The following is a 20,995-nucleotide window of genomic DNA, read 5'->3' on the forward strand; positions in this document are numbered from 1 at the left end:
TATCAAAATATTAGTAATGCATTTACACTTTTGAGTAGTGCGTATACTTCTTCAGCTGCGACGTATTTGGCAAATGCATCTAATTCTGCGATTGCCGCATCATCTGCCGCAGTTGCCGCATCAACAGCAAGCTCAGTCGCAGTGATTGTTCAGAGCGTAGCAGCTTTCGGAGGCAATGCTTCAATTGGTGACAGTTACACAAACTTGGCTGACTCCGATGCAACGTATGCGACTCAAAACGCTAATTTTGCTAGTTCAGCAGCAGCCAATGAATCTAATTATATGAGTTTAGCTAATAGCGCACTCAAAACAGGTGATTTAATTTCAGCTAGTTCATATGCCACGTTAGGTGGATTAGCTGCCACTCAAGTCAGTTCATTTGCGGATAACGCTTCAAGTGCAGCAGTTGTTGCTGCTAGTTATGCTGAATTAGCTAAGAGCTATGCTTTAAATACTGATGGTCAAAAAGGCCAACCGGTTGGAGATTCGACAGTATGGATTGGAATTACATGGTGGAAAGGCTATTCTGTTCAACCGGCAGAGTTAACTAGCACCGTGGTTGGTGGAAAATCAATTACTTTACAGGCAACTTATCAACAATCATTCGTTGCAAACCTAATTCCTCCAGTCGTCAATTGGTATGTTCAGGTTAATGGTGATACATGGCTGAGTGTCGCTGATGCAGTTTCGAAAGGATATATAGCAACTCAAGCAAAAAGTGATAAGAATATAAACTTTTCAACCGGTACACAATCAAAATTAACCTTTACAACTTCATCTTACGCAGGAACACTTCGTTTCCAAGCTGATATGGCATATTTAGGTGTTGATCATCAATTTAGTGATATTGCTGAAGTTGATGTTTATAATAACGATATTGCAACCTCGGCTATTGCTATCACAGGGGATGATTACCTTACTAAAGGTTCAACCACACAATACGTTTCGACAACTAATCCAGTTAATGCGACCGGTGATATCACGTGGACAAGTGATAATACTGCTGTAGCTACAGTTGATCCTATTACTGGAGTTGTTTCCGGTGTAGCTACTATCACAGTAACAATTACTAATGCAGATGGGTCAATTGTCTCTTCATCGAAAATTATTACTGTAGGTAATGGACTAGTCGACCAAAAAGTCAATGTTGGTGATAATCTTACATGGTCACCGGAAGGCATTAATTTAACTTCATTGGCTAATGATGGAGCCGCTATTAAGTATCAGTGGTATAAAGGAACTTCTCCTTCGGATACTACAACTGGAACTGCAGTGTCAGGTGCCACTTCGGCTGCATTGTCACTAGCAGGAGTTAAAGTATCACAAGCTGGTTATTACTATTTAAAAGTAACTGTCACTTACAAAGGTAAAACACAAGATGTTATCGCAGGTCCAGCACAATTAATTGTTAACACAATTTATACAGAAATATCATCTTTAGCAGCGTCGGTAGCTAATACTGATGCTAGTGAAGCTAATGAATTTAGTAAAGTTGCATCGTCATATGCTAACGCTGCGAGTGAATATGTGGGATCGACGCCGCTTCAGTCATCATATGCAACGTTAGCTTCGAGCGCTGCAAATGATGCAAATAGTTACGCAGTTACTGCTAGTTCAGCTGCATCTGTTGCTAAAAGTGCATATAGTGCAGCTTCAAGTGCAGAAGCAACAGGCTCAAATGCTGTTGCATCGTCTTATGCAGCAATTGCACAAAGTGCTGCAAATGATGCATCAACAGCACAATCACAATCCGAACGTTCTGCAAGTACAGCAGCATTCTACAATTCATATGCAATTGGGAATTCGCTGTTAGAAGGTGCAAGTAACGCGAATAGTACAGCCCAGTCTGCCGCAAGTGTTGCATTATCTGCCGCACAAGCGTCGACATCTGTAGCAACCAAATATCCTGAAAATTCTACTATTAGCAGTGCAGCCAGCGTCGCATCAAGTGCTGCATCAACAGCTAAGTCAGATGCTTCAGTTGCTAGTTCAGCCTCTAGTGTTGCTTCAAGTGCCGCATCAACTGCTAGTTCAGCAACTTCAGATGCTAAGTCAACAGCTGATTCAATTGCTAGCTCAGCAGCCTCAAGTGCCGGCAGTTCATCTGCTTCAAGTTCTGCTAGCCAAGCTGGATCATCAGCTAGTGGTGCAAGTTCTTCAGCTTCAGCTGCAAGTTCATCAGCCGGCGAAGCTTCAAGCCATGCATCAAACGCTGGCTCATCTACAAGCGATGCTTCAAGCAATGCCTCAACTGCCAGCTCAGCTGCTTCAGCTAACCCTGATAATTCAGCTATTAGTTCAGCTGCCTCAACTGCATCTAGTGCTGCCTCAACGGCTAGCTCTGCAGCTTCAACAGCTAGCTCAGCTGCCAGCGATGCATCAAGTGCTGCATCTGTAGCAAGTTCTGCTGATTCAGTTGCTAGTTCAGCCGCAAGCGTAGCTTCGAGTGCTGCATCAACAGGTGATTCAAGTGCTGCATCAAGCGCTGCTTCAGTTGCCAGTTCAGCTGCCAGCGTAGCATCAAGTGCTGCATCAACAGCTAAGTCAGCTGCTTCAGTTGCCAGTTCAGCCGCTAGTGTGGCCTCAAGTGCCGCATCAACCGCTAGTTCAGCAACCTCAGATGCTAAGTCACCAGCTGATTCAATCGCTAGTTCATCTGCTTCAAGTTCAGCTAGCCAAGCTGGATCATCAGCTAGTGGTGCCAGCTCATACGCTTCTGCTGCAAGTTCATCAGCCAGCGAAGCTTCAAGTCATGAATCAAATGCAAGTTATGCAGCAAGTGAAGCTTCAAGCAGTGCCTCAACAGCCAGCTCAGCAGCTTCAGCTAACCCTGATAATTCAGCTATTAGTTCAGCTGCTTCAACTGCATCTAGTGCTGCCTCAACGGCTAGCCCTGCAGCCTCAACAGCCAGCTCTGCTGCCAGCGATGCTTCAAGTGCTGCTTCTGTTGCTAAATCAGCCGATTCAGTAGCAAGTTCAGCAGCAAGCGAAGCTTCGAGTGCTGCATCAACAGGTGATTCAAGTGCCGCATCAAGCGCTGCTTCAGTTGCCAGTTCCGCTGCCAGTGTTGCTTCAAGTGCCGCATCAACTGCTAGTTCAGCAACTTCAGATGCTAAGTCAACAGCTGATTCAATTGCTATTGATGGAAGTCATAAGTCAGATGGTGGATCAACAACATCTTCTAATGCTGATTCAACTACAACATCTGGTAATGGTAAAGGAAAAAATAATGGTTCAACAAGTGCCATTAATGCTGAATGATTAGGTAAGAATGTTTCAGCTATTTCGACGAAAAATTCTAAAGCAAATGAATCAAAAGGAACACTTCCACAAACTGGAGAAAAAGATAATCAAGAAATGGGACAATTTGGGCTGTTAGGACTCGGATTGCTAACATTAACTGGACTATTTGTCTTTAGACGTAAGGAAGAAAAGTAATTAAGTAATAAGAATTAAAAATAAATATCTGTCAATTAACGGTGACTAAATTTTCTGCCAATTCGATAAAGAATTGGCAGTTTTTTTGCGTGTATGTATTTTATTAAGAAGATAATTGGTAAAATTAACGTATCTAATTAAACTAGAACGTATATAAATAATGAGATTGAATTTTTGGAGGCACAACTTAAATGAAATTATTACATACTGCAGATTGGCATATTGGTAAAGAACTTGGAGAATATTCTTTACTAGAAGAACAGTGGAATGCTTTTCATCAAATTGTTAACATTGCTGAAACTGAGCACGTCGATGGAATTATTATTGCCGGTGATTTATACGATAGAGCTATTGCTCCAACTTCCGCAGTTAATGCACTAGAGTCAATGTTACGTGAATTAAATTTGGAAAAACAATATCCAATTTATGCGGTATCAGGAAATCATGATGGCGCTACACGTTTAGGCGCAGGGCATGAATGGAGAGAGCAAACCAAACTATACTTAAATACCACACTAGCAGGAGCCTTTGAACCTATTGAAACTAATGAAGCTCAAATTTTTCTATTGCCATTTTTAGATCCCTTGGAAGCCAGAACTTATTACCAAATTTCTGAAGATGAAGCAGTAAATTATTCAACAATCGAACAAGTAATGGCTAAAATTATTCCAGATTTAGTGAATAATTTTGATAATGCAAAAAAACATATTTTAGTGACGCATTTTAATGTTACTGGTTCTGGCAACGAGGATTATAAATTTACATCTGAAACAAATTCTAGGGTTGGAGGTTTAAAAGGTGTTCCTGCGGCCTTATTTAACGATTTTGATTACGTTGCGCTGGGTCATATTCATCTAAAGCAAGCCAGTCCAAATGAAAAGATGCAGTATTCCGGCTCGCCAGTTAAATTTAATACAAAAGAGGCACAATCTGAAAAGGGTGTTTATATTGTGGATATCAGTGAAGAAGAAGTCTCGACTGAATGGAAGAGAATCACCACGGGTAAGGATTTAATTGTTTTGAAGGGGACCTATGAAGAGTTAATTACACCTAGTTTTTATGAACAGTACGATAGAGATGGTAAAAATTGGTTCAGCATTACGATTAATGGAATAGGTGCTCGTGATTCACGGGCCACTCTGAGTGGTATCTATGGAGAAGTCGTTGAACTAAACTATAATTTACCAAAATTGATTAATAACGAGATTGATTTAGCCATTGATACTAAAGATCAGGCCGAAGAAGATGTCATTGCTGAATTTTATGAAAAAGTCACTGATAATCAATTGTCAAAACAGCAAGCAGCTATCGTTGAACAAACATTGACAGAAATTAAGCAATCGGAGGAGGACTAAAATGAGACCATTACAAATTGAACTATCAAACTTTGGTCCTTTTGAGCAAGCTGAAATCGATTTTAATCATTTTAGTGATGCCAACTTATTCCTTATTTCAGGTGATACTGGAGCCGGGAAAACAACCATTTTTGACGCCATGACTTATTCGTTGTTTGGTGACAAGGACATTGACCGTAGTGCAAAAGAAATGCGGAGTGAATTTGCTGACGGTGATGCGATCACCTCTGTTTCATTTTGGTTTGAGCACAATGGTAAATATTACAAAGTTACTAGAACACCCGAACAAGAAATCTTAAAAAAGAATCCAAAAAATGATCAAGATACAACTAAAAAAATTGCTACGGCCCAGTTCGCAGAAGTTAGTGATGATTTGAAACAAGAACTGACATCATTAGGAACTAAGCAACATGAAGTCAATGAGGCAGTTGGCGAACTATTACATTTGAATGCTATCCAATTTAGACAAATTATTATTTTGCCACAAAATCAATTTCGTAAATTCCTTGCTTCTGGCAGTGATGACAAAGAGGGCATTCTAAGGACTTTATTTGGAACGGAAATCTATCAAGAATTCACCACTCAACTGTCATTAAGACAAAAGTCTCAGGGCAATGCAATTGATCAAGATTTACTTGAATTGAATTCAATATTTAAAGGAGTGGATTGGGGAGAAACTGAATACCAAGAAGATTCCGCGGTTACTGATAAATTCGAGTTGCTGACAGGCCAAGTTAGTGAGGACCAAAAGGTGGCTAAAGAAGCCACTCTTCAATTGAAAGCGGCTGATAAGAATCGAAAAGAAGCTAATGAAAAACGTAGTCAAGCGGAGAAAGTTGACGGCTTGTTTAAGCAACAAGACCAAGCGAAAGAACAAGCAGATATCCTAGAGCAGAAAACGCCTGAAATAAAAAAATTGAGACAGCAAAAATTACGACTTGAATGGCTTGATAAGCAAAATAAGTCAGTAGATGAAGTGATTCGATTAGACAAAGTTAGCGATGAAATCAAAGATTTAAAAGCCACTCAAATTGATCAACAAAAACAGCTAACTTCGACGAAACAAAAATTGGCCAAACAAAAAGAAACGATGGAACATTCAAAACCAGAGTTTGATCAATATACTACCAGAGGAAAGTTAATTGAAATAAACCTACTACCAGCTGCTAAACAGCTGACAGAATATGTGCAAAATAAAAAGAACGCTGTAGAATTACAAGCGCAATTGGAGGAAAATTTAAAAAATCAAGTTAAAAACTTGGACCAACAGCAATTAAGTCAAGTTGAATTACAAGCTCAATTAGCTGAAATTACACAAACTGATACAGCCCAGTTACAGCTTAGTGAGATTAAAAGTCAATTTAGTTCAGTCCAGTTAATTGCGAATCAATTAGATGAAACACGTCAGAAACAAGCTAAAATGGAAGATCATTTAGAGCAACAGATGACTAATCAAAAGTTGGCAGATGAGAAGTATCAAGCTAGTTTTGCTGCATTTGAAACTGGTAAAACTAGACGACAGGAGCTGATGATTGATCTTTTAAAATCTGAATTAATTGAAGGCGAACCATGTGTGGTTTGTGGCGTTCCTTATGAAGGAAGTCAAAGCCAACATGAACACGTTGATCAAGCTGACATTCGCAAGCAAATGGATGAGGTTGATGATTTAGAAAAAGTTCAAGCCGATGATAAGCAAAAACTGGTGGTGATTGGCAGCCAATTAAGTCAAACTCACAAAGATAATGACGAGTTAAAAAAAGCAATCACTGCAATTAACCAACAATTGCAAGTTGCATATGCCCAATTTAAAAATATTTGGGAAGATACATATGCCACTCAGTTAGCGGACGAATATGAAGAAAAAAATATTGTTGAAGCATTTGACAATCAAGCTAAGCTGATTGATTCAAATACTCAAAAACGAAATGATTTAAATTCAGAAATAGAAAAAGTCAAAGGACAAATCGAACAAATAACTAAGCAAATTGCAGGATTAAAAACAAATATTGCGGTACAAGTTAGTGCAGTTGCATCAAATCAGGAATCCGTTGATAAGATTAATCAGCAGTATCCTAAGTTAGACAGCACCGACTCATTAAACCAAGAATTAGAAGAGGCAAATCGGTTCATTACTCAGTTTAATCAGCAAACTGAAAAGTTCAAAACAGATGAAGCAAATTTTGAAGTTAATACAGCAAAATGGGATACAAATCAAACAACGTTGACAAAACGTGAAAAAGAGTATGAACAGCAGCGTCACACAAGCAATCAACAACTAGTCAAAATCCTCAAAGATGGTGAATTGGATACCTTTGAAGAATTAAAAGTTGAACTAGCATCTGTAGCAGAAGGAACGTTGACGAAAGTGATTTCGACAATCACTGAATACGAGACGCAATTAGCAGAAAACAAGAAACGATTATTAAATTTGCAAGATCAATTGCAAGAGCAAACGCGCCCCAAGCTAACTGTAGTTATTGATGAGGCTAAGAAACAAGATGAAGTTTATGATCAAAAAAATGCACAATTAACGACGATTAAGGTTAAATTGGAAACGTTAGTTAAGTCAGAAAAAAGAGCGAGTGATTTGAACGAAAAAATTCAGCTTGCCCAAGCAGACAGTCAAGCTATTAATGATCTTCAAAATGCAGTTTCTGGAAGTAATAACGTTAAGCTGGGGCTGGAGCGATTTGTTCTTCGCAACTTTTTAAATGAAGTCTTACAGTTTGCCAATGAAAATTATATTGGCCAATTATCAGCAGGACGTTATCAATTTAGATTAAGTGATGAGTCCTCAGGTCGTTCTAATCGAAATGGCTTGAATATTGATGTCTTCGATGGCGAAACTAATACTTACCGTTCTTCAAATACGTTGTCAGGCGGCGAATCATTTATCGCGGCCTTGTCGATTGCGCTGTCATTAGCAGAAATAGTTCAGCAACATGCAGGTGGTGTTAGTATCGAAGCACTGTTTATCGATGAAGGGTTCGGTACGTTAGATTCGCAAACCTTAAGTCAAGCCATGGAAGCATTGAGCTCATTGGAATCAACTGGACGTTTAGTCGGAGTAATTTCTCATGTTGAGTCAATGAAACGTGAAATGTCGCAGCAAATCTTAATCAACAAGCAAGGAGATGGCCGAAGCGTGGTAAAATATCAGGAATTATAATACTAATTAGTCAAAAATAGTACCTTAAAAAAAGGTACCTGAGGTCTAATTAGGCTATTCTTAATTGCCACCACCTTATTTCGCAGACTTTGTTATTTTGAATATACTTCCGTCCATTGCTGAATGAATTTACGGCACTTTTCAATTTCAAGATAAACATTGTGAGCCCGCTCAATGACATAGAATTTCCGTAAATAATCTGATCCTAAGTCTTGATAAGGCACGTCGATAACCGCACGTTTAGATAATATGGAGCAACCAAAACCAGAATTGATTAACTTGGCAATGATGGCATTATTTTGAATTCCCATCATCGGTTCATGTATATTATTCTCTTCTAAATAGCGATTCATATAATAGTACACACCTGAAGTACTCTCCCGCACAAGCCATGGACCAGCAGTTGGATTACCAGCCAGAACTAGTTGATCGTTTAACAATGGATAGCGTTCGACGTTTTTTGCGGATAATGGCTTTTCAATTATCCCCAAATCAATCGTATGCTGCTCTAATGCATTAATCACCTCAAGTGAATTTAACATTTGAACGCTGAAATTTAATTGTGGAAACTGTTGATTCAAGGCCACAATTAAGTCTGGCAAAATGTACAGTGCAAAAGTATGAGATGCGCCGATTTTAATCGTTACTAAGTTGTGTTCGGCATCTTGAATTTCTTGGTATAAATGTTTCCACTCGTCTAAAAGGTCAATCGATTTTTCGTATAAAATATCTGCTGGTGGGGTGGCGATAATTTCCTTGCGACCTTGACGGATAAATAAGTCTGTTTTTAAATCGTGTTCGAGTTGTTTAATTTGGGCCGAGACGGTTGGCTGAGAAATAAAAAGTAATTCTGCTGCTTTGGAAAAATTACGGGTTTCATATACGATTCGAAATGTTTCAATTAATTTATTCATTATCTTACCTTCTATTACTATTTTCTATCGTAACTATTATATCAATTAATTAAAACTATTGAAAGTTTAACGTATAATAGTTTTCGTAAGAGAGGATGGGGCAGAGATGAATAAAATATTTAATTATGAGACGTGGAACGAAATCCGCGAAGTTTTACCGGGGTTAATTTTATCGGTGATTGTGGCAATTATTTCTAAAGTGTTGGCAATTTGGTTACCACAACTGGGTGGCGCAACCATTGCGATTTTATTAGGAATTGTCCTAGGTAACCTGTACTTTAAACAAGGCTTCTTAGCGAAGGGGACGAAATTCTCCGAAAGTCGTTTACTAGAATACTCGGTGGTCTTACTTGGATTTACCGTGACGTTCCAAACCTTAGGTGAGGTGGGCATTAATGGAGTTGCCTATATTATCTTGATGATGTGTACGGTGATTTTTACCGCTTATACAGTGGGGAAAAAATTAGGCTTTAGTGAACAGATGTCACTGATGATGGCCGGTGGGAATGCAGTCTGTGGTTCCTCGGCGATTGGTGCAATTGCCCCCGTTATTCATGCAAAGGAAGATGAAAAGGGCCAGATCATCACATTGGTTAATTTGCAAGGAACAGTGATGATGCTAACGTTACCATTCTTGGGGATTGCGTTGTTTGGCAGTGATTTACTTAGTAAGAGTGCCTTGCTTGGTGGAACGCTTCAATCAGTTGGGCAAGTAGTTGCAGGTGCGAGTTTAGTCAATGCTGAAACCGTCCAATATGCGATGCTTTTTAAAATTACACGGATTATCTTTTTAGTTTTTGTGGTGTATTTCTTTGGACGCAAAGTTCGGAAGCAAACGCCAGACACTGAACAAACCGGGAAACAAAAGAAATTCTTTATTCCTTGGTACGTACTGGCCTTTCTTGTGTTCTGTATTTTAAACAGTTTTGTAGATTTACCCAGCGTTTTTGACAATGCAGCGCACGGTATCAGTACCTGGTTTGAAACCACGGCTTTAGCTGCGATTGGCTTACGGTTAGATTTCCGCCGTTTCATTAAAGAAGGACCTAAATTCTTACTTTATGGCCTATCAGTTGGCGTTGTTCAAACAGTCGCTGCACTATTATTCATTACCATTTTGCATATTTAAACAATCGAATCTCAGACGACCTAGTCTGGGATTTTTTCTATGCCTTGGAGGCATGCATTCAAGATGAATAAGTATTGGATTCGTGCATATGTCGGTTCTATAATAATGTTCGTACAAAAGAATATGAACTCTAAACGAGAGTGGTTAATTCGTGAAAATTCAAACTTTTAGAAGTATAATGAGCACCATGACATGGAGGCGTATAAAATGACAAAATTAACAGACACTTTTGAACTAAATAACGGGACTAAAATTCTTAAGGTTGGGTTTGGTACTTGGCAGATTCCAGCGGGAAAAGCTCGACAAGCTGTTTTAGATGCTTTGTCGGTTGGATATCGACATGTTGATACTGCGCTAGTTTATGGTAATGAAAAACAAGTTGGACAAGGTATTCGTGATTCAGGGATTCCTCGTGATCAATTATTTGTGACTTCCAAGTTACCAGCTGAGTCGAAGAGTTATGAGGAAGCCTTACGCGACTTCGAAACTACTTTTAACAATTTAAATATTGAATATTTGGATTTATATTTGATTCACGCACCAGAGCCATGGCGTGAAAATGGCGCTAATTATGATGCTGAAAACCAAGATGTTTGGCGTGCAATGGAAGAAATCTATCACTCGGGTCGTGTGAAAGCGATTGGAGTATCCAATTTCCGAGTGCATGATTTACAAAATATTTTAGAAGTTGCCTCAGTGAAGCCCGCGATTGACCAGATTCAGTATTACGTTGGTTATAATCAACCAAAAGTCTCAGCCTTTGGTAAACAGGAGAATATTTTAATTGAAGCATATTCACCCTTGGCCACAGGTGGTTTATTAGGCAATCCGGTGTTAACTAAAATGGCAGCCAACTACCACGTGACACTTCCACAATTGGCGATTCAATTTGTGATTCAAAATGGAGTTTTACCACTTCCTAAAGCAACGAGTAAGGAACATATTGAGAGCAACGGTCAACTTGATTTTGAAATTTCAGCAGCCGATATGGTGCAACTCAATGCAATCCAAGATACTGATGCTCGTTATCATTTTATGTAGACGAAAGGAAATACAATGAAAACATTAATTTTAGGTGCTGCCGGTCAAATCTCACGGATGTTAGAGGATGACTTATTAGAACAAACTGATTCGGAATTAGTTTTGTATGGACGCAATGTTTCCTCGCGTTTATCCGGAATTAATGATGATCGAGTGACATTGATTGACGGTGATTATTCAGAATTAGACAAAATTAAAGCTGCGTTAGCAGACGTTGATTTTGTTTACGTCAATACTGTTCCCCGAGATGTGCAATTTGTACGTGACTTGGTGAAGTTGATTGAAGACAATGGTCAGGCACGTTTAATTCAGGCTAATATTCCTGATTTATATGAAGAAGTCAGTGGGCCATTTACGAAATGGTATCGCCAAATGACTGGTGACCGGATTTGGGAGGGACCACGTCGTCAAGCTGCAGATGTCGTTGAAGCAAGTAAGCTTGACTATGTCATTTTACGGATTACCTGGTTGTACAACCAAGATGGCAATACTAATGTGCATGTTTCACAAAAAGGTGAACCTTTAGTAGAATCACAAGTTACTCGCCAGGCGGTCGCTCAGTTTATTACTGATTTAATTACTGGCAAGGCCGATTATCACAAGGCCAGTGTGGGTCTTGGTGAACCTGACACTGCTTGGGCAAAACCATCATTTTATTAATTCAATATGTACAAAGGGTCTGTGACAAAATTTACGTTTTGTATCACAGCCCTTTTTTTACGAACATTTTTTAGAATTGGTTTCATAAGTCAACTCTTTACGTTTAATTACAAATGATGAACGATTCTAAGATCAAATCATCCATCATTCGAAATTGCCATTGGAACTTGGCGAACTTTGCCGTAGTTCAATGGACGTCGTAGCTATCCTCAAGAGCTGAACGACTTATGTCACATTACTTTTCCTATTTTAAATATTGATCCAGGTGATTCAACACAGCGGTCCGTTTGGCTGAACTTAAATGTTCAGCAGTAAAGTTATGCCATTTGACGTGAGTAAGGTTTAACTTGCGGAAAGTACCACGGTATAAGGCTTTCATGACGGGATTACCAAAAACTAACCGATATAATATTTTTGGGGTGCCCATCACAGTAAAGACGTGAATCACTGGATTTTTTCTAAAATAAACCGTTTGGGTTTGCGAGTAACTTGACCTTTGGCGAGTACTTTATCCAAAAATCCTTTTGTCATGGCAGGCATCAGTTCCCACCAAATTGGAAAGACAAAGATGATTTCGTCAGCGGCACGTAATCGTTGTAAATAATCGAATGATTGTTGGTCAACAAATTTGTTAGTACGCCAGGCACGTAAGTCATCGGCGTGCATCACGGGATCAAAGTGGTCCGCATGTAAGTCAATCACATCAACTTGATGTCCTTGGGCAGTGAGTGTATCAATTGCTGATTGAGCAATAGCCGAAGTAAAGCTTCGATTGTGTGGTTCATTGTGACCGCCAGCTAATGTGTAGGGGTGATCTAAGATTATTACATAATTCATTTTTAAATTCCTTCTTTCAATTATTAATTCCGTGGAATATAATATTACTAACAAATTAATTTGTCAATTTACATTCCAAGGAATTTATTATGAAAAAAGGAAATCAGATTCAAACTCAGCTTGAAATTTTAAAAGCCACAGATGTAGAAACTCATTTGTTAGCAGTGATTGGACGGACACCAACCGTTAGTATCCATCTACAGGCGCTTATCGATGAAATTAGTGTTAATGATATCCATGTGATTCGAGCAATTGGTCAACTTGATAAACCAAAAATCGGTGAGGTAGTCGCTGAGATTGAATTAACCCAAGGTGCCGTGTCGAAGATAATCAAACGGTTAGAAAGATTTAGTTTGATTGAAAAATATCATCTGGCAAATAATAAGAAGGATACTTATTTACAATTAACTGATGATGGGCGAGAAGTATTTGAATTACATCAAGAATATCATCAGAAACTACACCAAAAATTAAACCAATTGGCAGATAAATATTCGTCAGCTGAGCAAGCGATTATCTTACAATTTTTGACCGAATATAATCAAATTCACGGTGAATAACTGATGACTTTACCAATTAGCTTGATATGACGTCAAACGGTATTTTTTAATGCTATTTCATTTTAATATATCGTCCGATGCCTGATTATTCTAAAAGCTTAAAAATCACTGATCATGTATTATCCACTTTTTTATAAATTGTATAACTTTTCATTACAGTATGACTGTTTCCTTTACGATACTTATTCTGATTGTTACAATTCGAAATGAATGAACAAAAGTTAGGGAAGGTCACGCAGAAAATGGTTACGATTTTATTAGTTGAGGATGAGGCAAGTCTCAGTGGCTACCTAAAAAATGAATTACAATTTGAAAATTATGAAGTTTTAATCGCCAATGATGGTGAGGAGGCCTTGCAACAATTTCAAGCCAATCAAGATCAGATTAATTTAATTTTACTTGATTGGATGTTGCCCAAAATTGATGGTCTAGGTGTCATGCGGCGAGTTTTGAAGATTAAACAAGTTCCAATTATCATGATGACCGCTCGAGATTACATTGGTGATAAGGTCGCTGGTTTAGATAACGGGGCGGAAGATTACATCACGAAACCCTTTGAGATTGAAGAATTACTCGCCCGTATTCGGGTGATTTTACGTCGTGAAGAACAAAATCACAAGACCGCGCCAGATCATTTTCAAATTGGCAAATTCGTTTTGGATGTTAAAGCCAAAGCGTTGTATTTTGGTGCAGAAATTATTAAACTAACGCCACGTGAATACGATCTTTTAGTCGTTTTACTTAAAAATGAAAATCAAGTGATGACCCGGGACGAATTATTGGATTTGGTGTGGGGGGTCAATTTTGAGGGTGATCCCAATATTGTAGATGTTTACATTCGTTATTTACGCCAAAAAATTAAACATGATGAATCGCTGATTCAAACGGTGAGAGGAATCGGGTATATTTTAAAAGTTGATGAAAATAAAAATGAAGCGTAGAAGTAGTGCCTCGCAAATGACTTTGGATTACGGTATTATGCTGATTATTATTACGATCATAACCAGTTTTGCCGTGATGGCAGTCGTGGGTTCGATGTTTGTCGTCAATACGCGTAGTAACAGTGATCAATTAATCGGTTCCTTGAGTAATTCAGTCGTCGACGGTCAATTTGATTGGAAATATTGGAAAGCCAATAACGACGTGGATACACGGAATACTTTTATTGCCGTGACCACGAAAGATAACAATAAAGTGGTCAAAAAACAATACTCGGAAAACGCTGAAGAATTTTTGTACAAATCATTTCGGAGTTGGCCGGTTTTAAAGAATGTGCAGGTTCGTGAGAATCAAGGAATTTATTATCACGCTGATCGTGTCGTCCACTTTACCAGTGATAGTGGCCAGCCACGTCAAATTAAATATCAAATCTGGATTAGTTTGAATCGAGTGATTAATCTCTTTAAAAAATTATTTATCGTAATTTTGTCGATTAATTTATTTAGTTTTGTGCTTGGGTTAATCGTTATTTCAAAATTAGCCAATAAATTAACGCGACCGTTAAAATCGCTGGTTAGCGAGACTAAACAAATTATTAATTCACCAACTGCGATGTATCAATCGAACTTAACCGTAGCCGATAATCCAAAAGAAGTGCACGATTTAACGATTGAATTTAATAAATTATTAAATGAACTCAATGAAAATATTAAACGTGATCGCCAGTTTATTTCTGATGCGTCGCATGAATTGCGGACACCAATTGCTGGCATTAAAGGCAATGTGAAATTAATTCAGCGCCGAGCCGACGAGCATCCTGAAGTAGTGCCAGAATCCTTGAATTATATCGAAGCAGAATCTGATAAAATGCAAAACTTAGTGGAAAGCTTGTTGGCTTTATCAAAAGTCGATAAAGTTGAATTGAGTTTTACTGGCGTGGATGTGTTAGCTACCATTAATGAAACGGCGGGGGTGATGCGTCGCCAAATTGACCAAACGATTCAAGTATCGGGAGTTGAAACGTCCAGAGTGGTCACGAATAAGAATAGCTTGCAACAAATTTTGGTGACTTTACTTGATAATGCTCAAAAATATTCTCCCAAGGATTCGATTATTGAGATAAATCAAATCGAAACAGACAGCGAAATCCAAATCAGTGTCGCGGACCAAGGCATTGGAATGAGTGAAGAAGATAAGCAACATATTTTTGATCGCTTTTATCGTGGCGAAGCGGCCCGTAACGCAAAGATTGAAGGCACCGGCCTAGGACTTGCGATTACGGCACGGATGGCGGAATTAATCTACGCCAAATTGACGGTGACGAATAACCAACCAAACGGGACTAAATTTATCTTAACGATTCCTAAACACATTTCTGAGAAATTCTAATCTTTTACTCAGCAAACATATATGGCACCCTACAATGGCAATGTTTATAGTACAGCTATAGACATAAAGCTTTGTAGGGTGTCTTTTTTATGAGGTGAAAACAATGCACATTTTGGAACGAATGAAACAAAACCCGATTGTCTGGTTCTTACTCAAGTCAGTCTTTTATTTCTTAATTATGATGGTGCTGATTTACATGTATGGGTATAGCGGAGTCAATAATTCAGGATTTATCTATAACGAATTTTAACGTGGGGGAATGAACAATGAATTTAATACAACAAATTGATCAATTCGCAAGTAAACATCCAGATAAAGTTGTTTATGATTACTTGGGCAAAACGAATACGTATGGTCAATTACACAATCTATCGAATCAATTAGCAGAAAAAATTCAGTCACTTGGACTAACGACTGGCTCACCAATCATCGTGTATGGTGGGCAAACGTTTGACATGCTGGTAGCGTTTTTGGCCAGTGTTAAGACAGGGCACGCGTATATTCCAGTTGACCGGCATTCACCGGATGAACGGATTAAACAAATCGCTGAGATTGCGCACCCTGAGTTAATTATTGAAGTCGAAGGAGCAACTCCTGAAATTAATCAGTTGCAAAAAATCACAGAATCACAATTACAAGAAATATTGGTACAAAACACTAATTTGGTGGCTAACCCAACTCAATTTGTGGATGGGGATGACACCTTTTATATCATCTTTACTTCCGGTACCACCGGTAATCCAAAGGGAGTCCAGATTAGTCATGACAATTTACAAAGCTTCACTAGTTGGATGCTCAGTGATTTTGGTATCAAACCAGGAGCCACGATGCTTTCTCAAACGCCATATTCATTTGATTTATCGGTGATGGATTTGTATCCAACATTATTACTAGGTGGCACCTTACAAGTTTTACCCAGAGCCCAAACTGAGGATTTCAAAAGCTTATTTCAAAGTTTATCTGACTTAACAGTTGATGTATGGGTTTCAACCCCGTCTTTTGTCGAAATGGCTTTATTAGATCGTAATTTTAACGGTCAAGTCCATCCAGAACTCACAACTTTCCTATTTTGTGGTGAAGAATTGACCAATGACGTGGCCAGTAAATTAAAATCGCGCTTTCCTGAAGCACACATCTTTAATACTTATGGCCCAACCGAGGCCACTGTTGCCGTGACCGCCATTGAAATTACGGACGAGGTCTTAAGTGAGTATCAACGCTTACCAATTGGCTATCTTAAAAGTGACACGTTAGGCTGGATTGAATTTGAACAAGGCAATCAACAAACCGGTGAAATTATTTTGAGTGGCCCTTCTGTATCAAAAGGGTACATTAATGATCCAGTTAAAACGAAACAGGCCTTTGTTTTAGACCAGCAAGCTACGTATCGGACTGGTGACTTAGGTTACCGTGCAGAAGATGGCATGATGTTTTACGTTGGACGGAAAGATTTTCAAATTAAAATGCATGGTTATCGAATTGAATTGGAAGAAGTTAATCATTATCTGAATTTAAACGAAAATATCAGCCGGGCTGTGGCGGTCCCAGTCACTGATAAGTCCGGTAAAGTGGCTTCATTGTCTGCGTATGTGGAATTAAATTTGGCTAGCTTACTCTATCGCGATTTTGAATCCGGAGGGCTCAATTTAAAAATTACTAATGAACTGAAACGGGAATTAGAACAACAAATGATGTCCTACATGATTCCTCAGAAATTTATTTACGTCGATACTTTGCCAATGACCATGAACGGCAAAATCGATATTAAAGCATTGATGAGGGAGGTTGAATAGTTTGATTAATATACAACCATATGAGAGTCCCGAGTATTTTGTTTTAATTCTCGGTTTACTGTTACCGATTATCATTGGTCTCTTTTATGGCAAACGATTGGTAAATTATGAGACTCTTTTTTCACTGGTATTTTTAGTGCTAACTTTCGGTGGCGATAAATGGCAACAAGGAGTGGCTTTGATAGGGTACGTCTTGTTTGAACTACTGGTGATCTTTAGTTACTCCAAGTATCGATCCAAGCAAAATCAAACTTCGGTATTTGTCGCAGCGGTTCTGCTGGCGATTGCACCGTTAGTAGTGGTGAAATTGACGCCGTTATTTTCAACAAATTCTTCCATCATCGGATTCTTAGGAATCAGCTACCTGACCTTTAAAACGGTTCAGATGGTGATGGAAATGCGTGATGGGGCGATTAAGGAATTTGAACCGGTATTATTTGTCAGATTCTTACTGTTTTTCCCAACCATCTCTTCTGGGCCAATTGATCGGTTTAGAAGATTTAAAAAGGATTATCAGACTGCACCAGACCGCGAGAAATATCTCTGTATGATTGATAAGGCAGTCAAATATCTGTTTTTAGGCTTTTTATACAAGTTTATTCTTGGGTATTTCTTCGGTAAAATTTTACTACCAATCGTGTCGCATGCAGCGTTAGCACATAAAATGGCGTTCTTTCACACCGGCTTATCGTGGCCATTAGTGGAATATATGTACACCTATAGTATGTATTTATTCTTTGACTTCGCCGGATACAGTTTGTTTGCAATTGCGATTAGCTACTTAATGGGGATTGAAAGTCCAATGAACTTTAATCAACCATTCAAATCGCATAACGTCAAAGATTTTTGGAATCGTTGGCACATGTCACTCTCGTTTTGGTTCCGTGACTATGTCTTTATGCGTTTCACATTTTTCTTAATGAAACACAAACTAATCAAAAATAAATTGCGGATTTCGCAAGTCGCTTACTTAGCCAATTTCTTGATTATGGGATTTTGGCATGGTGTGACCTGGTATTACGTGTTGTATGGGGCCTTCCATGCTGTTGCCATTATCATCAACGATTATTGGCTACGTTTCAAAAAGACTCACAACGTCCCACACAATCGATGGACGGAAGGACTGGCGATTTTCACCACCTTCAACGTTGTCTGCTTCAGTTTTCTCATCTTCTCAGGGTTCTTGAACACCCTCTGGTTTAAATAAATAAAAAAGGAAGTTATTCAAATGAATGTAAACGAAATTGTTTTAGATATATTAAATGGCATCACCGAAACAGATTTTAGCAAGGATATGGACGAAGATATTTTCACCTCTGGCCTAGTCGACTCAATGGCAACGGTGGAATTACTACTGGAGTTACAAGAAAAGTTTGGGATTGATGTGCCAATTTCAGAATTCAATCGAGATGACTGGAATACCGCTAATAAAATTATTCAAAGGGTGGAATCATTACAATGAGTGTAAAAAAGAAGCTTTGGAATATTTTTGGACCAATTATTACCGCTGGTCTGCTGGTGTTCATAGCTTTTTTTGCAGCTAATCAATTTGTCAGCGTAAATAAAGCAACTGAAAAGCGAGCGGCGGTTTCCTTATCATCAAATGTGTATAAAGGTAGTGTGATTAAATCTGCTGCGTTAAAAGATGGTTATGTCCCATTCTTTGGTTCATCTGAATTATCAAGAATGGATCCATTTCATCCAGCTTCAATGGCCCAAAAGTATCATCGCAATTATCGGCCATTTTTGTTGGGGAATCCAGGGACTCAATCGTTATCACATTTAATGCAAATGCAAGGTATGAAGTCACAAATTAAGAACAAAAAAGTAGTGTTCATCATTTCACCACAATGGTTTACGAAACAAGGTCAAGTTCCACAGGCCTATAATTTTTACAATTCACCAATTGGCACAATTAAATGGATTAAGAGTGCCACAAACAGTTCTATGACGCGTTACACGGCGAAACGAATTCTCGCTATGAATGTGAGTGGCAATTCTGGTGCAATTCATCAATCATTGGAAAATTTAGCGGACGGTAAAAAAGTAACGGCGATGCAAAAAATGCAGTTAAATATGAGCGAATCAGGTTTAACCGCAGAAGATAAATTATTCTCTGCCTTTGTGTCAGGCAAAAACGAAGCCAAGATTAGTCGTGATCAAGCTAAATTGCCAAAACAATACGATTTTGCTAAATTAACAAAAACGGCTAATCATTTGGCAGCTCAACAGTCTAATGATAATCCATTTGGCATCAGTAACTCATTTTTCAAAAAACGGTTAGCTAAAGGCCACAAGTTAGAAAAATTAGAGGGTTCGCAGACAGAAATTAATTATTTGCAGTCTCCAGAGTATGCTGATTTTGAATTAATCTTAGCGCAATTTGCCAAATGGCACGTGGATCCAATCTTTGTCATCACACCCGTAAATCAAAAATGGGTTCAATATACCGGCTTATCTGATGAAATGTACCAAAAAGCTGATCAAAAAATTAAGTATCAATTGAGTTCTCAAGGCTTCAATCACGTGGTTGATTTGAGTGCTGATGGTGGGAAAAAATATTTCATGGAAGATACGATTCATTTAGGCTGGAACGGTTGGTTAGCGATGAATCAAAAAGTAGCTCCATTTTTGGAACAGAAACAAGCTCAACCAAAGTATCAAATTCAGAGCAGATTCATCTCAAACCAGTGGCAGCAAGCAGAATAGTCGGTGAATAGGATGGCTAAACATGTTAAAAAATATTTGATAGTTTTACTGGCAATACTGGTCGTTAATGTTCCAGTGGGTTTAGTTGAAGCGGCGACTAATACTCAAAAAATTCAACGAATCACTAATCAACAATTTATTGGGACATTGGCAATTTATCGAAATGGGAAATTGGCGGAACACGTGAGTGAAGGTTACGCGAATGAACCAAAGCGAATTAAAAATCAGTTAAATACAATGTATGAGATTGATTCGATTCAAAAATTGATTACTGGTGTGCTAATTATGCAACAAGTCGAAAAACACCATTTGAAATTAACAGACACACTAGATCGGTACTTTCCCAGTGCTAAAGGTGGCAGACACATCACGATTCGACAAATGCTTAATATGACATCAGGCTTGTCGATGAAAGAGTCGGATATGTTCAATTTTTTGACGGACGATAATGGCATTATCCGGCACGACATTTCTGTCATGACCTATAACCAAGCGAATCAAGGCAAATGGGATTATCAGCCAGTCAACTTTGTCCTCCTTGCCGGAATTTTGGAAAAAGTTTCCCACCAAACTTATCACCATTTGGTGCATCAACAAATCATTCAAAGATTCAAATTGAAGCACACTAAATTTGCCTATGAATTGCCAAATTCATGGAATAAAACAATTGGTTATCAAGTTCCAAAAAATGCAACGGGAATTTCATATGGGCAACCATATGCTCGGAGTAAAGCGTTGGAACGAGATGAATTAGGTACTGGGCAACTGTATATGAGTGTGGGTGACTTGTATCACGTGGTACATGGCATTATGCGTGGGAAGGTCATCAAGAAGAAAAATGTACCAATATTATATTCTAAGGGTTCACTCAGTGGTTATGGTGGTGGCTTGTATAATCGTCCGGGTCGTTATAAAAGTAACGGGGCGGGTTATGGCTTTGAAAGTACGATTCGCATTAGTAAAGATGGCCAAGATGCGGTCATCATTTTAAGCAACTATGAGTTTCCGAAGATGTCGATTAGTACGTTAGGTGATAAAATTGATCGAGAAATTTTGAAATGA

The 20,995-nt window shown here is 38.5% G+C and carries 17 protein-coding genes and 1 pseudogene; 16 read left to right on the forward strand and 2 right to left on the reverse strand.

The annotated features are described in order from the left end of the window. Nucleotides 1-30 precede the first annotated feature (30 nt). From F0161_RS04830 to F0161_RS04845, 4 genes are all read left to right on the forward strand, one after another. Nucleotides 31-3,261, forward strand: a complete 3,231-nt coding sequence (locus F0161_RS04830) for a DUF4442 domain-containing protein (RefSeq protein ID WP_150203882.1) — start codon at nt 31-33, stop codon at nt 3,259-3,261. 21 nt (nt 3,262-3,282) lie between these two features. Continuing rightward, a complete protein-coding gene (locus tag F0161_RS11840) occupies nt 3,283-3,438 on the forward strand; it encodes an LPXTG cell wall anchor domain-containing protein (RefSeq protein ID WP_150204641.1) in 156 nt (51 codons plus the stop codon). A 191-nt stretch (nt 3,439-3,629) separates the two neighbouring features. Continuing rightward, nucleotides 3,630-4,793: an exonuclease SbcCD subunit D gene (locus tag F0161_RS04840; protein WP_150203883.1), complete on the forward strand. Its 1,164-nt coding sequence runs from the start codon at nt 3,630-3,632 to the stop codon at nt 4,791-4,793. A gap of 1 nt (nt 4,794) precedes the next feature. Beyond that, nucleotides 4,795-7,962 carry an AAA family ATPase gene (locus F0161_RS04845; protein WP_150203884.1) on the forward strand — a complete coding sequence of 1,056 codons (3,168 nt, stop codon included), beginning with the start codon at nt 4,795-4,797 and terminating at the stop codon, nt 7,960-7,962. 92 nt (nt 7,963-8,054) lie between these two features. Here F0161_RS04845 and F0161_RS04850 read toward each other — a convergent pair whose 3' ends face one another. Further along, nucleotides 8,055-8,876 (reverse strand): LysR family transcriptional regulator, encoded by an 822-nt coding sequence (locus F0161_RS04850; protein WP_150203885.1) that lies wholly within the window; start codon nt 8,874-8,876, stop codon nt 8,055-8,057. Nucleotides 8,877-8,982: 106 nt separating this feature from the next. On the opposite strand from F0161_RS04850, the gene F0161_RS04855 reads away from it, so the two are divergent. The 3 genes from F0161_RS04855 to F0161_RS04865 all read left to right on the forward strand — a co-directional run bounded on the left by F0161_RS04855 (nt 8,983) and on the right by F0161_RS04865 (nt 11,706). Further along, the gene (locus tag F0161_RS04855; RefSeq protein ID WP_150203886.1) at nt 8,983-10,005 is read left to right on the forward strand and encodes a YeiH family protein; all 1,023 of its coding nucleotides are present in this window, start codon (nt 8,983-8,985) and stop codon (nt 10,003-10,005) included. A 207-nt stretch (nt 10,006-10,212) separates the two neighbouring features. Beyond that, on the forward strand, nt 10,213-11,046 hold the full coding sequence (locus tag F0161_RS04860) for an aldo/keto reductase (RefSeq protein WP_150203887.1): 834 nt from the start codon (nt 10,213-10,215) through the stop codon (nt 11,044-11,046). Between the two features lie 15 nt (nt 11,047-11,061). Then, nucleotides 11,062-11,706, forward strand: a complete 645-nt coding sequence (locus tag F0161_RS04865) for an NAD(P)H-binding protein (RefSeq protein WP_150203888.1) — start codon at nt 11,062-11,064, stop codon at nt 11,704-11,706. A gap of 244 nt (nt 11,707-11,950) precedes the next feature. Here F0161_RS04865 and F0161_RS04870 read toward each other — a convergent pair. Continuing rightward, nucleotides 11,951-12,543, reverse strand: a pseudogene (locus tag F0161_RS04870) (NAD(P)H-dependent oxidoreductase). Nucleotides 12,544-12,632: 89 nt separating this feature from the next. Between F0161_RS04870 and F0161_RS04875 the strand changes: the two are divergent. The 9 genes from F0161_RS04875 to F0161_RS04915 all read left to right on the forward strand — a co-directional run bounded on the left by F0161_RS04875 (nt 12,633) and on the right by F0161_RS04915 (nt 20,995). Then, nucleotides 12,633-13,103, forward strand: a complete 471-nt coding sequence (locus tag F0161_RS04875) for a MarR family transcriptional regulator (protein WP_150203889.1) — start codon at nt 12,633-12,635, stop codon at nt 13,101-13,103. A 242-nt stretch (nt 13,104-13,345) separates the two neighbouring features. Then, complete coding sequence (locus tag F0161_RS04880; protein WP_137602140.1) at nt 13,346-14,044, forward strand: response regulator transcription factor; 699 nt, start codon at nt 13,346-13,348, stop codon at nt 14,042-14,044. Then, nucleotides 14,022-15,431, forward strand: coding sequence for a sensor histidine kinase (locus F0161_RS04885; protein WP_150203890.1), 1,410 nt, complete (start codon nt 14,022-14,024; stop codon nt 15,429-15,431). The genes F0161_RS04880 and F0161_RS04885 overlap by 23 nt, the downstream gene beginning before the upstream one ends. 121 nt (nt 15,432-15,552) lie before the next feature. Beyond that, on the forward strand, nt 15,553-15,681 hold the full coding sequence (locus F0161_RS04890) for a teichoic acid D-Ala incorporation-associated protein DltX (RefSeq protein WP_371858083.1): 129 nt from the start codon (nt 15,553-15,555) through the stop codon (nt 15,679-15,681). 16 nt (nt 15,682-15,697) lie between these two features. Next, nucleotides 15,698-17,224, forward strand: coding sequence for a D-alanine--poly(phosphoribitol) ligase subunit DltA (gene dltA, locus F0161_RS04895; RefSeq protein ID WP_137602128.1), 1,527 nt, complete (start codon nt 15,698-15,700; stop codon nt 17,222-17,224). A gap of 1 nt (nt 17,225) precedes the next feature. Next, entirely contained in the window at nt 17,226-18,431 is a 1,206-nt protein-coding gene (gene dltB, locus F0161_RS04900; protein WP_150203891.1) for a D-alanyl-lipoteichoic acid biosynthesis protein DltB, read from the forward strand. Between the two features lie 21 nt (nt 18,432-18,452). Further along, on the forward strand, nt 18,453-18,686 hold the full coding sequence (gene dltC / locus F0161_RS04905) for a D-alanine--poly(phosphoribitol) ligase subunit DltC (RefSeq protein ID WP_137602126.1): 234 nt from the start codon (nt 18,453-18,455) through the stop codon (nt 18,684-18,686). Further along, nucleotides 18,683-19,933 carry a D-alanyl-lipoteichoic acid biosynthesis protein DltD gene (gene dltD, locus F0161_RS04910; protein WP_150203892.1) on the forward strand — a complete coding sequence of 417 codons (1,251 nt, stop codon included), beginning with the start codon at nt 18,683-18,685 and terminating at the stop codon, nt 19,931-19,933. Before dltC ends, dltD begins: the two co-directional genes overlap by 4 nt. Nucleotides 19,934-19,945: 12 nt before the next feature. After that, nucleotides 19,946-20,995 carry a serine hydrolase domain-containing protein gene (locus tag F0161_RS04915; RefSeq protein ID WP_150203893.1) on the forward strand — a complete coding sequence of 350 codons (1,050 nt, stop codon included), beginning with the start codon at nt 19,946-19,948 and terminating at the stop codon, nt 20,993-20,995.

The organism is Paucilactobacillus nenjiangensis, from assembly GCF_008632615.1.
Lineage (GTDB): Bacteria > Bacillota > Bacilli > Lactobacillales > Lactobacillaceae > Paucilactobacillus > Paucilactobacillus nenjiangensis.